The 13,245-nt window shown below is 61.7% G+C and carries 11 protein-coding genes; 2 read left to right on the top strand and 9 right to left on the bottom strand.

Annotated elements, in window-relative coordinates; all coding sequences use genetic code 11:
* Nucleotides 1–80 precede the first annotated feature (80 nt).
* The 5 genes from P3C29_RS07895 to P3C29_RS07875 form a co-directional block, all read right to left on the bottom strand.
* Complete coding sequence (locus P3C29_RS07895; protein WP_010171963.1) at nucleotides 81–1,085, bottom strand: ABC transporter substrate-binding protein; 1,005 nt, start codon at nucleotides 1,083–1,085, stop codon at nucleotides 81–83.
* A gap of 13 nt (nucleotides 1,086–1,098) precedes the next feature.
* Nucleotides 1,099–2,442 carry an LLM class flavin-dependent oxidoreductase gene (locus tag P3C29_RS07890; RefSeq protein ID WP_275964244.1) on the bottom strand — a complete coding sequence of 448 codons (1,344 nt, stop codon included), beginning with the start codon at nucleotides 2,440–2,442 and terminating at the stop codon, nucleotides 1,099–1,101.
* Nucleotides 2,443–2,455: 13 nt separating this feature from the next.
* Entirely contained in the window at nucleotides 2,456–3,412 is a 957-nt protein-coding gene (locus P3C29_RS07885; protein ID WP_275964243.1) for an ABC transporter substrate-binding protein, read from the bottom strand.
* A gap of 102 nt (nucleotides 3,413–3,514) precedes the next feature.
* Nucleotides 3,515–5,098 carry a rhodanese homology domain-containing protein gene (locus P3C29_RS07880; RefSeq protein ID WP_275964242.1) on the bottom strand — a complete coding sequence of 528 codons (1,584 nt, stop codon included), beginning with the start codon at nucleotides 5,096–5,098 and terminating at the stop codon, nucleotides 3,515–3,517.
* The gene (locus P3C29_RS07875) at nucleotides 5,095–5,703 is read right to left on the bottom strand and encodes a cysteine dioxygenase (protein WP_010171955.1); all 609 of its coding nucleotides are present in this window, start codon (nucleotides 5,701–5,703) and stop codon (nucleotides 5,095–5,097) included. Before P3C29_RS07875 ends, P3C29_RS07880 begins: the two co-directional genes overlap by 4 nt.
* A 219-nt stretch (nucleotides 5,704–5,922) precedes the next feature.
* On the opposite strand from P3C29_RS07875, the gene P3C29_RS07870 reads away from it, so the two are divergent.
* Nucleotides 5,923–6,828 (top strand): LysR family transcriptional regulator, encoded by a 906-nt coding sequence (locus P3C29_RS07870; protein WP_010171952.1) that lies wholly within the window; start codon nucleotides 5,923–5,925, stop codon nucleotides 6,826–6,828.
* 107 nt (nucleotides 6,829–6,935) lie between these two features.
* The gene (locus P3C29_RS07865) at nucleotides 6,936–7,730 is read left to right on the top strand and encodes a class II aldolase/adducin family protein (RefSeq protein WP_010171950.1); all 795 of its coding nucleotides are present in this window, start codon (nucleotides 6,936–6,938) and stop codon (nucleotides 7,728–7,730) included.
* 41 nt (nucleotides 7,731–7,771) lie between these two features.
* Here the strand turns inward: P3C29_RS07865 and P3C29_RS07860 are convergent, their stop codons facing one another.
* The 4 genes from P3C29_RS07860 to P3C29_RS07845 all read right to left on the bottom strand — a co-directional run bounded on the left by P3C29_RS07860 (nucleotide 7,772) and on the right by P3C29_RS07845 (nucleotide 13,067).
* On the bottom strand, nucleotides 7,772–10,237 hold the full coding sequence (locus P3C29_RS07860; RefSeq protein ID WP_275964241.1) for a TonB-dependent receptor: 2,466 nt from the start codon (nucleotides 10,235–10,237) through the stop codon (nucleotides 7,772–7,774).
* A gap of 118 nt (nucleotides 10,238–10,355) precedes the next feature.
* A complete protein-coding gene (locus P3C29_RS07855; protein WP_275964240.1) occupies nucleotides 10,356–11,345 on the bottom strand; it encodes a FecR domain-containing protein in 990 nt (329 codons plus the stop codon).
* A gap of 5 nt (nucleotides 11,346–11,350) precedes the next feature.
* Nucleotides 11,351–11,860 (bottom strand): sigma-70 family RNA polymerase sigma factor, encoded by a 510-nt coding sequence (locus P3C29_RS07850; RefSeq protein WP_010171944.1) that lies wholly within the window; start codon nucleotides 11,858–11,860, stop codon nucleotides 11,351–11,353.
* Between the two features lie 118 nt (nucleotides 11,861–11,978).
* The gene (locus P3C29_RS07845; protein ID WP_275964239.1) at nucleotides 11,979–13,067 is read right to left on the bottom strand and encodes an LLM class flavin-dependent oxidoreductase; all 1,089 of its coding nucleotides are present in this window, start codon (nucleotides 13,065–13,067) and stop codon (nucleotides 11,979–11,981) included.
* Nucleotides 13,068–13,245 lie beyond the last annotated feature (178 nt).

Here is a 13,245-nt window from a genome sequence, read left to right as displayed (position 1 = left end):
GCCCCATCAATCGGGAGACAAGCCCCCTCACCACAGCAAACCCGCCCCCACATGGGTTATTCGGCGTTTTCGAAGGCGGGTTATATCGGCAGCAGCTTGAACTGCCGATCCCATAACGGGCTGACATCCAGCCGCTCGCTCAACACCCCGGCGTTAAAGAACAGATCCGCCACTTCCTGCTGCGAAGCGATGGCCTGGTCGTTCACCTCAATCACGCTGTAGGGCTGGCTGCGGTTGTTGTAAACGTCGAGGAACACCGCTTTATCCACCCCCAGCAACTTCGCTGATTTCTCGGCCCAGGGCTCGGGGTTGTTGTTCATCCATTCCAGGGTGCGCGCCTGGCGTTGCAGGTAATCCTGGATCGCCTGTTTGCGCAGCGGGTCTTCCAGGGCAGCGGGGCGGGCGCCGATCAGGTAGTTGCCGGAGAGGTAGCCGAGGGCGGTTTTCAACACCCGGGCACCGCTGCGGAATTTCGCCAGTTGGATAAACACCCCGTAGATCACCCAGGCGTCCAGCTGGCCGCTCTGGAACGCACTGAAACCATCCTGCGGCGTCAGTGCCACGGGGGTGATGTCGTTGAACGTCAGCCCTTGTTCCTTCAAGGCTTTGATCAAGAAGTAGTGGGACGTGGTGGAGCGCACGTAGCCCACACGTTTTCCTTTGAGCTGGGCGATGGATTCAATTTTCGAGTCCTTGGGAATCAGGATCACCTGGTTATTCACGTCGCCTTGCAGCACCGCGATCAGCTTCGGTTCGCGGTGGCTCTGGATCGAAAAGATCGGCGGGATCTCGCTCATGCCGCCAATGTCGAGGCTGCCCGAGGCCAGCGCTTCGACGATCAGGTTGCCGCCGGCAAACTCGGCGTAGTCGACCTTGTAGGGGGTGTCGGAGGTGCCGGCGTCGTCGGTGAAATATGAGTCCTGGCCACGGTAGGTGGCGACGGCGAGGGTCAGGTCCGAGAGCTTCGCCGGCCCCGCAAAAGCCCGTGGCACCAGCGAGGCGAGGCCCAGTGCGCCCAGGGCAATCGAACTGGCGCCCAGGAAGCCGCGACGATTGAACTGTCCCTGTTTGATCGTGTTCGTCATGGTCGTGCCCTGGTCAGATGGCGAGCTGTGTGGGTTGGGTTTCAAAGGCGGCGCTGTAGCGGTTGGCCGGTACGTCGAGGCCCAGGTTGTCGCGCAGGGTGACGCCGCTGTATTCACTGCGGAACAGGCCGCGCTGTTGCAGCACCGGCACCACCAGCTCGGTGAAGTACTGGAGGCCATTCGGCAGCAGTGAATTGATGATGAACCCGTCGGCAGCGCCGGCTTCGAACCAGGTCTGGATCGCGTCGGCGACTTGCTCCGGGGTGCCGACAAAATCCCGCTTGGGCCGGGAGAACCGCAGGGCCACTTCCCGCAGGGTCAGGCCCTCGTCGCGGGCCAGTTGCTTGATGCGGTCGGAGCCGCCTTTCTGGCTGTTGGAACCCAGGTCGCCGAGTTCCGGGAAGGGTTCGTCCAGCGGGTACTGGCTGAAGTCGTGGTCGTTGAACGGCCGGCCCAGGGCGACGATGGCATCCTCGACGGTTACCAGGTCCACCGCTTGCTGATAGCGGCTTTCCACCTCGGCCTCGTCGCGGCCCACAATCGGCCGGATGCCCGGCAGGATCGACAACTGATCAGGGGCACGGCCAAAACGCCGGGCGCGTTTTTTCAGGTCCTGGGCGTAGGCTTTTGCCTCGTCGAAGGTCTCGGCGTGGACGAAAATCGCGTCGCTGTTTTCGGCCGCAAAATTGCGCCCGTCCTCGGAGGTGCCGGCCTGGAAAATCACCGGTTGGCCCTGGCGCGAGCGGGCGATGTTCAGCGGGCCCTTGACCGAGAAAAACTCGCCTTTGTGCTTCAGCGCGTGCAGCTTGCCGGGCGTGAAGAACTCGCCGCTCTGCTTGTCGTAGGCGAAGGCATCGTCTTCCCAGGAATCCCACAGGCCCCTGACCACGTTTACGTGCTCCTTGGCGATGCGGTAGCGCACGGCATGGGGCGGGTGCTCGGCCTTGCCGAAATTGTCGGCGGTGCCGCTGAGCCACGAGGTGACCACGTTCCAGCCGGCGCGGCCGCCGCTGATGTGGTCCAGCGAGGCGAACTGGCGCGCCACCTGGAACGGTTCGGTGTAGCTGACGGTGACGGTCGCCACCAGGCCGATATTCGAGGTCAGGGCCGCCAGGGCTGAAAGAATGGTCAGTGGCTCAAAGCGGTTGAGGTAGTGCGGGCTGGATTTTTCATGGATATGCAGGCTGTCGGCGATGAACACGAAATCGAACTTCGCGCTTTCAGCCAGTTGCGTCTGGTGTTTGTAGAACCCGAAGTTGACGCTGGCATTGGGTTGCGCCTGCGGGTGGCGCCATTCGCCCCAGCCGTGACCGACGCCGTGCACCATGGCACCGAGTTTCAGTTGGCGTTTGCTCATGATCGATCTCCTGTTAGCGGGAAGCTTGGGTGAGGGGGGCACGCTTGGCGTTGAAGCTCTTGTCGAAGCCTTGGGAGACGTCGATGTGTTTGGTCAGCAGGCCTTCTTCCTGGTAGATGTCGGCGGTGGTTTGCAGGCCGCTGATCACCGTGTCGTCAATCGCGACCGGCTGCATGTGGGTGGCGTTGGCGACGGCCACGTGCACCTCCAGCGGCAAGCCGGTGATTTTCGCCATGGCCGCGGCGAATTCCTGCGGATGCTCGTTGCTCCAGCGGTAGGCACGGTCGACCCGGGCGACAAAGTCATCCAGTTGCACGCGCTTGTCGGCGATCGCCTTGCTAGTGGCGGCGAGGTACAGGTGATTGCTCAGCAGGTTGTTGCCGCTGGCAAGCACCCTGGCCTGGCTTTGGGAGGTGACGACGGTGGTGTAGGGATCCCAGGTGGACCAGGCATCCGCTGTCCCGTTGTCCAGTACCAGGCGTGACTCGCTGGGCAGCAGGAAGATGAACTGCACGTCGTGGGTAGACAGGCCGGCGCTGCGCAACGCTTTGATCGCCAGGAAGTGCCCGATGGAGCCACGGGTGGTCACGATGCGCTTGCCCTTGAGGTCGGCGAGGTCGTGGATCGGGGAGTTCTTGGGCACGATGAGCGCGGTGGTGTTGCGGCCTTCGGCGTGGATGATGCTGACCACCTTCAACGGTGCACCGGCACCGAGGGCGAACACATAAGGCGCATCCCCCAGGGCGCCGATGTCCACGGCGCCGGCGTTGAGTGCTTCGCCCAACGGCGCGGCGGCGGGGAATTCGGACCACTGGATTTCGTAGGGCACATCCCGGGTTTCGCCGGCGACTTCCAGCAGGGCCTTGATGGTGGATTTCTGGTTGGCCACCCGCAGGGGTTGCAGGTCGGCGGCCTGGCAGGTCGCACCCAGGGTGAGGGCGGCCAGTAAAAGGGCGAGGGTAAAGCGCATCGGGCGTGCTCCAGGCTAAGTCTTGCGTTCAGTCACCTCCGCCTGGAGAAGGGGTCGGCTGGTAATGGGAAGAGGAGCGAGCAGGCTCGCTCCAGGTGGGGTTCAGATCACATAGAACCCATGGGTACCATCGCGGGCCAATTGGTCCACCAAGCCGAACTCCCAGTCGAGGTAGGCCTGCATGGCTTCCCGCGGGTTGTCGGTGCCTTCATACGGGCGGCGGTAGCGGTCGATGCGGGGCGAGGCAAGGCGGGTTTCACCTTCCTCCAGGGGCAGTTGTGCGGCGATCCAGCTGGCGGTGCCGTCCTGCAGCAGGAACACTTGCTTGCCGGTCAGTGCTTCCACTTCGGCTACCGCGAGGCGCGCCAGTTGGCTGCTGCCGCAGGTCAACACGTAGCGTTCGGCGGCGGGCACCTTGCGCAAGGCGTCGGGCAGTTGCGCGCGCAACGCCCACCACGCACCGGGAATGTGGCGCTTGACGTAATTGGCGCTGCTGGTGAAGTCCAGTACCGCGGTGTCGCCGTGTGCCTGCCACTCGGCCAGGGTCCAGGGGCTGATCAGTTCGGCTTGTTGCGGTGCCGGAACCGGGGCGACCCAGGCTCCCTGCTCGCTGAAGTGCGCGGGTTGCAGGTCATCCAGCACATGCACTTCCCAACCCAGTTGCGCGAGCCAGGACGCAGACATATTGGCCCGCACACCGTCGTCATCCGCCAGCACCAGCCGGGCGCCACGCACGCTGGCGACGTGATCGGTTTCCTGTACCAGTTGGCCGCCGGGTGTAGAGCGCGCGCCGGGCAGGTGGCCGGCTTCGAATTCTTCCGGGGTGCGTACGTCGAACAGGTAAGTGGTGCGTGTCGCTTCCTGCTGCCAGCGGTGCAGATCGGCGAGGGTGGCGCGGCCTACGCGGGCCTTGTCGGCGACTTGGCGGGCGTCCCTGGCGGCAATCTGGCGATGTTCTTCTGAGGTCGGCGCAAAGCGTCGGGCCTGGCCGTGTTGCAGCGTCTGCCCGGCCAGGGTCCAGCCGATGGTGCCGTTGCGCAGGGCGGACACCGGGTTGGCGATGCCGGCGTTGATCAGTGACTGGGTGCCGATGATGCTGCGGGTGCGCCCGGCGCAATTGACGATGATGCGGGTGGCCGGGTCGGGTGCCAGTTCACGGGCGCGCAGCACCAGTTCAGCCCCCGGCACGCTGATGCCGGTGGGAATGCTCATGGTCTGGTATTCATCAAAGCGGCGGGCGTCGAGCACTACCACGTCGGCGTTGCTGTCGAGCAATGCCTGGACTTCTTCAGCCGCCAGGGACGGCGTGTGGCGCTGGCTTTCCACCAGTTCGCCGAAGGATTTGCTGGGTACGTTGACGTCGATAAACAATTCGCCGCCGGCGTTGCGCCAACCGTCCAGGCCGCCTTCCAGCAGGCTGACCCGGGTGTAGCCGAGGGCATCCAAACGCTGGGCGGCGATCTGCGCCAGGCCTTCACCGTTGTCGTACACGGTCACGTGGGTGTCCAGGCGCGGAATGCGCGAATACACCTCAAGCTCCAGTTTCGACAGCGGGATATTCGCGGCGAACAGCGGGTGGGATTCAGCGAAGGGCGCTTCCTCGCGCACATCCACGAGGGCGACTTCTTCATGGTCCAACAGGGCCTGGCGAATCTGGGCGAAGGTGCAGTTCGATGCAGTACTCATAGGGCAGGGCTCTCTTTGGACAAATCCCAGATGTTCGGGAGAAAGGCGTTGGAATAACCGGAGATAAACAGTTTCTCGCTGCCGTCCGGCTGATACACGGCGCGGCGCACGGCACCGATATTGGCGCCGTACACGTGAATGCTGATGGACACCTGGTCGTCGAAGGCATTGCTGACTTGATGGATGTCGCCGATCTTCGGCGACACGGCTTCCACCTGGCCGGGTTCCAGCTGGATGGGTTTTCCATCCGGGATCAAGGCGCCCTCGGCGTTGCGCTCAAACCCCTGGGAATACTCGGCGCCGCGCAGCATGCCGATCAGCCCCCACACCCGATGGTCATGGATCGGCGTGGTTTGCCCCGGTCCCCACACAAAACTGACAATGCTGAAGCGCTGGCGCGAATCGGCGTGCAGCAGAAATTGTTGATAACGCTCAGGGTTGGGTTGGGCAAATTCGTCCGGCAGCCAGTCATCGTGGCTCACCAGTTGCGCCAGCAGCTTGCCGCCGCGGTGCAGCAGGTCACCTTCGCGAGGGTTGCCGTCGATCAATTCCGCCAGGGCGCCAATGAATGCTCTGAGTCTCTCCGGGTGTCGGGCCTGGGTCATGACAATTCCATCGTGGGTGGTTCGTGGTGATGGGTTTATCTAAGCATAATGTTTATAGTTAATATGCTATTTTTTAATGATTAGGTTATAGCTGAAAGTAATTTAGAACCGGTTTGAATAGCGTTAGACGTTATCGATCGGGTGGCGGACTATCCAGCCACCGTTTATGGAACTATGCTTTTCACACATCTTAATGACTGTTCTCTATGTGCGGCCCAAATGAAAATTGACGATATCGATGCCTTTGTCGAAGTGATTCGTTGCCAGTCCATCAGCCATGCCGCCGAGTCGTTGCAACTGACCCAGCCGGCCATCACCCGTCGCGTGCAGAACTTCGAGCAGGCGCTGGGGGTGGAGTTGTTCGACCGCAACACCAAGCCGCTCAAGCCTACTTTGATCGGTACGCGGGTGTATGAACAGTGCCGTTCGATCCTGCGGGAAATGGACGCCCTGCGCGAACTGGTCGCCACCGACGCACCGCCCACCGGCCTGCTGCGCCTTGGCGTGCCGCAAACCATCGGCGACGTGGTACTGCTGGATGCCCTCAAGCACCTGCGCAGCGAATACCCCGAGCTGCGGGCCCAGGTGGCCACCGGTTGGGGCAGCCAACTGGTAGGCAAGATCGAGCGCGGCGAACTGGACGCAGCGGCGGCGCTGTTCCCGGCGGGCAAGATCTTCCCGGACAACATCGTTGGCGAGTCCATCGGCAAGATGGAACTGGTGGTGGTCTGCGCCAAGGCCCAGCTGCCGAAGAAGCCGTGCAAGCTGGCCGATGTGTACCAGAGCGGCTGGATCCTCAACCCGGATGGCTGTGGCTTCCGCGCCGGGTTGCAGCGCACCCTGTCGGACCAGGGCCTGGCCTTGCGGGTCAACCTGGAGACCTTTGGCACCGAGCTGCAACTGGGCCTGGTGGCTGACGGCCTGGGCCTTGGCCTGGTGCCACGCCCGCTGCTGGAACGCAGTGCCCATCGCGATCAATTGGCGGCCATGCCGCTGAAGGATTTCAAGCCAGTGATGGACCTGTGGCTGATCTACCCGCACTTCCTCGGCAACCTGCAAGGGCCGGTGGATGCCTTTGGCAAGCTGGTGGCGACGTCGTTGCACAAGATCCGGAACGCGGCGTGATATGAAAAAAAATAATAATTAGCTTAGATTAAAATGTGCTTTTTATTATTTTTTGGCATCCCCTAGGCTTGCCTGGAAGTCCTTAAGGCCATCCAGGAAGTTTTGCCATGAGCAGCGTCACCTCGATCTCCAGTGTCTCGAACAACGTTCGCCAGCGGGTTACTCCGGAAGAGTGGGAGGTGCGCGTCAAGCTGGCGGCGGCCTATCGGCTGGCGGCCTTGTACAAGTGGACCGACCACATCTACACCCACTTCTCCGCCCGCGTGCCTGGGCCTGAGGAGCATTTTCTGATCAACGCCTATGGGCTGTTGTTCGATGAGATCAGCGCTTCCAACCTGGTCAAGGTGGACATCGACGGTACGATCGTCGATGACCCTACGGGCCTGGGTATCAACTACGCGGGCTACGTGATCCACAGCGCCATCCACGCCGCCCGCCACGACCTGCAAGCGGTGCTGCATACCCATACCCGCGACGGCATTGCGGTGTCGGCACAGAAGGACGGGTTGTTGCCGATCTCCCAGCACTCCATCGGTTTTTCCGGGCGCGTGGCGTATCATGGGTATGAAGGCGTGGCCCTTGACCTGGACGAGCGTGAGCGGCTGGTGGCGGACCTGGGGGACAAGAGTGTGATGATCCTGCGTAACCATGGGTTGCTGACGGCGGGGGTGAGTGTGGAGCATGCGTTTCAGCAACTGCAGGGGTTGGAGCGGGCGTGCAATATCCAGATCGCGGCGCAGGCGGGGGGGAATGCCGAGTTGATCTTTCCGCCGGCCGAGGTGGTGGCCAAGGTGGAGAAGCAGGCTGAGGTGTTCAAGAGCGGGGATGGGCCCGGTGTGGCGCGGCACTGGAATGCGCTGATTCGGCAGTTGGAGCGCAGCGATACCGACTACAAGAACTGATCGGTGCGGTGAGAGAGACTGCTCTCTCACCGCAGGTCGGGTCAGAAGCTGTACTTGGCGGTCACCGAGAAATTGCGCGGATCGCCATACACATCATACGGACTCCAGGTGCTATTGCCGGCGATGCCCTGATAGTACTTTTTGTCGAACAGGTTGTTGACGTTCAGCCGGGTATCGAGGTGTTGATTGACCTTGTAGCCCACCATCAATCCCACCAGTGCATAGGCCTCCTGTTCGATATGGTAAGGGCCGAAACTGGAGTTGCTGCCCTTGTTGAACATGCTGCTCTGGCTATACAGGTTGGCGCCGACACGCCACTGATTCAGCTCCCCTGGCAGGGTGTACACGGTGTTCAACTTGAACATGTGGCGTGGCAGGTCGGTGTCGAACAGACGGCCTTCCTTGGTGCGGTCGGCGTCCTTGCGGTACTTGGCCTGGGCGAAGGTGTAGCCGGCGCCTACTTGCCAATCAGGGGTCAGGGCGCCGATCAGTTCCAGGTCGATACCCTGACTGCGGACCTTGCCGGCGGCTTCGTAGCAGTACACACCGTCGTTGCTGCGCGCGCACTGGGACTGGTTGTCGAGCAAGGCCGCGCGGTTTTCCTGGTCGATCTGGAAGAGCGCGGCACTGGCATTGAGCGCGCCGCCGAAGTATTCACCCTTGATACCTATTTCGTAGTTCTTGCCTTCGATCGGCTTGATTACCGAGTTGTCGTTGGCGATCTCGCTTTGCGGCATGAAGATGTCGGTGTAGCTGGCGTAGACCGAGTGGTGCTCGTCCAGTTCATAGATCACACCCGCGTAGCGCGTCAGGTTGCGGGTGACCTTGTACTGGCTGTTGGTGTAGTAACCGTCATTGATCTGGTTGTAGATCGAGGTGGTGTCATACCAGTCCAGGCGTGCGCCGAGGATGACTTTCAGCGGGTCGGTGATGCTCCAGCGGGTGGTGATGTAGAGACCTTCCTGGTCGACTTTTTCATTCAGGTCGTAGCTGTCCGGCACAGTGGGCTTGGGTACGCTGCGGGGGCTGAAGTTGATGATGTCGGCCACTGGAATGAACATGTTGCCGCCCTTGCCGCTGGTCTTGAGTTGGCGCTTGCTGGCACCCACCACCAGTTCATGCTGGCGCCCCAGCAGGCTGAACGGCCCGCTGGCGTAGGCGTCATAAGTGGACTGATCGTAGTTGCGGGTCTGGTTGAACACCCGTTGCTGATAAGCGCCGTAGTGTTCCAGTACGGCACCGGTCAGCGCGAAGTCAGACCAGTTCTTTGACGCGGCCAGGTGCAGGCGCCAGTCATTGTCGAAACGATGATCCAGCTCGGCAAATACGGTTTTGTTGTCGATGTCCTGGTGGCTCCAGCTGTATCCAAAGGTCTTGGCGCGGGAAAAATTGGCATGGCTGCCGTCGCTGTTGACCGGTAACCCACCCCAGTTGATGTTGTTGTTATCGTTCTGGTCCGACGCTCCCAGGGTCAGGGTGGTGCTGTCGCTCAGGTCGAACTCGCTGATGCCGTAGAACACCCCCCGTTCGCGGCCGGCGTAATCCTGGAAGCTGTCCTTGTCCTGATACGCCCCGACAAACCGTCCACGCACGCTGGCGCTGTCGTTGAGAGGGCCGGACACGTCCAGCTCGGAGCGGTAATTGTCCCAACTGCCGGCGCTGCCCGTGACGCTGGCCTGGAACTCCCGCGTCGGTCGCTTGCGCACCATGTTGATGGCCGCGGACGGGTTGCCTGCACCTTGCATCAGCCCGGTGGCGCCGCGCACGATTTCCACGTGGTCGTAGGGCGCCATGTCGGCAGCGGCTACCCAGTCGGCGTTGTAAGTGGTGGGCAATCCGTCGAACATCAGGTTGTTGATGGGGAAACCGCGGGAGAAATACTCACTATTAGCCGGCCGTGCTGCGGACATGCGCAGCCCTGGGGTGGCTTGCACCACATCGTCGAGGCTGCGCATGCCCTGGTCGTCCATGCGTTGACGGGTGATGACGGTCACCGACTGCGGCGTTTCACGCAGCGACAGCGGCAGCTTGGTGGCGGTCTGCATCGAGCCGGTGGCGTAGGAACCGGTATTTTCCGTGGTAGCACCCAGCCCCGTGGCATTGATATTGGTGGCACCGAGCTCCAGGGCACCCTTGCTTTCGGCCTGGGGCACCAGTACATAGCTGCCGTTGGTTTGCAGCGCGGCGGTGTAACCGCTGCCCGCCAGAATCCGCGCAAAGCCTTGGGCTACTGTGTAGGCACCCTCGAGGCCCGGGCTGTTTTTGCCGGCGGTCAGGCTCGCGTTGGCGGAAACCGCAATGGATGCTTGCAATCCGAACTGGCCCAGCACCTGGTCCAGCGGCCCTGCGCCGACCGCGAAGTGGATCTGCCTGTCCGCCGTTTGCGCCAGGGCGACCGGTGCTAGCACGCTTTGCGCAAGTACCGCACCGCTGAACAGGACCAGGCTGAGGGTTGATGCACAGCGATGATTGCTGCTGCGTGGGCGAGGGGCGGAGCGGTCGTTCATGGCAGGTTTCCGGAGTCAGGAGGAGGGCTTTCCCGCCACTGCAATGAGCGGGATTCGCCCATAAGCCAAACGAGAATGAAAAACCTGCCGCTTTTTTCAGTTTATTTTCACGACAGGCTCATCGCGTGGTGAGGGTGACCCAATAACGGGTGCGCTGTTGTACCTTCACCGGCAGGCTTTGTTCGAGCATTGCGAAGATCTGCCCAGGGTTGTTCAGCGGGTAAGAGCCGCTCAGTCGCAAGTCCGCGACTGCCGGTTCACAGCGCAAAATACCGGGCAGATAGCGGGTCAGCTCCTGCGCGAAATCCGCAAGTCGCATGCGTTCGGCCACGATGAATCCGTCGATCCATGCCGTTTCGTTCAGGCTGGCCGGTTGTGCCGGGTAGACGCGAGTGCTGCTGATCCAGGCCTGTGAGTGGGCGTCTACCACCAGCGCCTCGCCCCCTGCCTTGAGGCTCGCCGCGACCCGGCCGCTGCTGACGGCGACCCGGGTTCCGCGGCCATCGTCTTCGCGTCGCACAGTGAAGCGCGTGCCCAACGGTTGCAGGCGCGCTTCGGCCGTGTACACCAACAAGGGGCGCCGGGCGGGGTCGCTGGCGGTGAGGATGTCGACTTCGCCTTGACGCAGGGTCAGGCGGCGTTCCTGGGCATCGTATTGCGCATCCAGCAGCGTTCGGGTGTTAAGCCAGATTTGTGTGCCGTCGCTCAGGGTGTGGTGGCGGCGTTCGCCGGTGGCGGTGTGGTAGTCGGCCAAGGCGCTTTGAATCCAAAAGCTGTCGCTGGCCTGCCAGGCGGTACCGCCCAACAAGCCGGCACCCAACAGGATTTTCAGCACCTGGCGACGATCACGCTCCAGGGTTCGGGTCTGTTGCAAGGTCTGGCGTGCCAGCGGAGTGCTCAGTTGCTGGCTGCGCCGTTGCAACTGTTGGGTGAGGGTAGTGAAGCGTTGCCAGGCGCGTTCGTGTTGGGGATCGGCCTGGCGCCACTGTTGCAACTGTTCCTGCTGCTGCGGGCTGATTTCACCCGATTGCGCCAGGGTGAACCAGGCGACAGCCTGGTCACGCACGGATTCGGGGATGGGGTGTTCCTGAATATCCTGAACCGACACGGCGCTTACTCGAACTGGCTGGCGTAGCACAGCGTGAATGCCTTGCTCATGGACTTTTGCACCTTGTCGACACTCAGGCCCAACTGGCTGCCGATCTGCTTGTAGGTCAGCCCGTCGAGCTGCGACAGCAGGAAGATTTCGCGCATGCCGGCGGGCATTCCGTGCAGCAGTTCATCGACTTCCACCAGGGTTTCGATCAGCAGGTATTTGTCTTCCGGCGATATCTCCAGCGCTTGTGGTTGCTCGGCCAACACGTGTTGGTAAGCGCGTTCCACGGCCTGGCGGCGCCAGCGGTTGATCAGCAGGCTGTTGGCGATGGTGGCGAGGTAGGCCAGGGGCTGGCGCAACTCATTGACCGGACGCCGCGCACCGATGATTCGCACGAACGTGTCCTGGGCAAGATCATCGGCATCGGCGGTTTCGTGCAGACGTTTGCGCAACCAGTTTTTCAACCACCCACTGTGTTCAAGGTAGAGGTGTTCGACGTCCTGTTCGAAACTGCTGCGGTTGTTCATGGAGTGCAGGTGCCAGCTAGTGATTGATAATTATTCTCAACTTTAGCGTGGCGAGAGGGTTGGATGCAATCAGCGATTTTCTCTGCTGGAGCTGCGTGGGCAGCTCCAGCAGGTGGTGTCAGGCGACTTTTTCAGCCGCCTGCCGCTCCCGTTCAGCCACCAACTGGCGAGTCAGCGGAATCAGCCGCTTCCCATAGTCGATCGCATCATTCAGCGGATCAAACCCACGAATCAAAAAGGTCGTGATACCCAGGTCGTAGTAGTCGAGCAGGGCTTCAGCCACCTGATCAGCCGTGCCCACCAGCGACGTCGAATTCCCCTGGGCCCCCAGCAACCCGGCAATCCCGGTCCACAACCGCTTATCCAGACGCGACCCCTGGGCCGCCGCCGCCAACAACCGACGCGACCCCTCATTCGGCGGCTCCCGCCTCACAAACCCATTCTTCTCAGCCAACGCCGTCGCCTGCTCCAGGATGCGATCCGCACGCTCCCACGCCAGCGCTTCCGTCTCCGCCAGGATCGGCCGCAACGACAAACTGAAGCGAACCGTACGCCCATGTTTGGCTGCCTCAGCGCGCACCTGAAAGACCACTTCCTTCACCTGCTCGTAGGTCTCACCCCACAGCGCATACACATCCGCATGCTTGCCCGCCACCGCAATGGCGGCTGCTGAAGACCCGCCAAAATACAGCGGAATATGCGGCTGCTGCGGTGACTTCACCGTGGAAAACGCGCCCTCGTACTGGTAGTAAGTGCCGTGATGGTCAAAGGGTTTTTCACTGGTCCATTCCTGGCGCACCACGCTCAAGTATTCGTCGGTGCGCGCATAGCGCTCGTCCTTGTCGATATGGCTGCCGTCGGCCCGCAGTTCACGGTCATCGCCGCCGGTGATGATGTGCACGGCGGTGCGCCCACCGTTGAACACATCCAGCGTGGCGAATTGCCGGGCGGCGAGGGTGGGTTGGGCAAACCCGGGTCGATGGGCAATCAGGAACTTCAATTTGCGGGTCACGCTGGCCGCATGGGCGGCGATCAAGGTGCTGTCCGGGCTGTTGGAGTGGAAGGCCACCAGGGCGCGGTCGAAGCCGGCCTCTTCGTGGGCGCGGGCCACGGTTTCCACGTAGTCGGGTTGCAAGGTCGGGCCGCTGCGAGGGTGGATCTCCGAGGCGTGGTGGCCGCCGATATAGCCGATAAATTCGATGCTCATGGTCAGTCCTTGTTGAGGGCAGGAATAAAGCTGGTATCGAAAATAGGGGCAGTGCCCGGGCCTGTAAAATGCCGATTGGTTCTATCCTAATTATAAAAATACAGAATCATATTTTTATATAGTTATCAGTAATGCGCATTTTAATCGCATTAGGTTATTCCCAAATAGAATTTCACTG

Origin of the sequence: Pseudomonas sp. 1912-s, from assembly GCF_029269205.1 — a bacterium.
In the GTDB taxonomy this organism is placed as follows: Bacteria; Pseudomonadota; Gammaproteobacteria; order Pseudomonadales; family Pseudomonadaceae; genus Aquipseudomonas.
The sequence above is the reverse complement of the archived record's forward strand: the minus strand, read 5'-3'. Positions and strand labels throughout refer to the sequence as shown.

What these genes read in the sequence shown, in the direction of transcription:
- P3C29_RS07850 (WP_010171944.1), bottom strand. Translation starts at nt 11,860, where the DNA reads ATGAACAACCGCAGCAGTTTCGAACAGGACGTCGAACACCTCTACCTT.
- P3C29_RS07845 (WP_275964239.1), bottom strand. Translation starts at nt 13,067, where the DNA reads ATGAGCATCGAATTTATCGGCTATATCGGCGGCCACCACGCCTCGGAG.
- P3C29_RS07890 (WP_275964244.1), bottom strand. Translation starts at nt 2,442, where the DNA reads ATGAGCAAACGCCAACTGAAACTCGGTGCCATGGTGCACGGCGTCGGT.
- P3C29_RS07860 (WP_275964241.1), bottom strand. Translation starts at nt 10,237, where the DNA reads ATGAACGACCGCTCCGCCCCTCGCCCACGCAGCAGCAATCATCGCTGT.
- P3C29_RS07865 (WP_010171950.1), top strand. Translation starts at nt 6,936, where the DNA reads ATGAGCAGCGTCACCTCGATCTCCAGTGTCTCGAACAACGTTCGCCAG.
- P3C29_RS07880 (WP_275964242.1), bottom strand. Translation starts at nt 5,098, where the DNA reads ATGAGTACTGCATCGAACTGCACCTTCGCCCAGATTCGCCAGGCCCTG.
- P3C29_RS07875 (WP_010171955.1), bottom strand. Translation starts at nt 5,703, where the DNA reads ATGACCCAGGCCCGACACCCGGAGAGACTCAGAGCATTCATTGGCGCC.
- P3C29_RS07895 (WP_010171963.1), bottom strand. Translation starts at nt 1,085, where the DNA reads ATGACGAACACGATCAAACAGGGACAGTTCAATCGTCGCGGCTTCCTG.
- P3C29_RS07870 (WP_010171952.1), top strand. Translation starts at nt 5,923, where the DNA reads ATGAAAATTGACGATATCGATGCCTTTGTCGAAGTGATTCGTTGCCAG.
- P3C29_RS07885 (WP_275964243.1), bottom strand. Translation starts at nt 3,412, where the DNA reads ATGCGCTTTACCCTCGCCCTTTTACTGGCCGCCCTCACCCTGGGTGCG.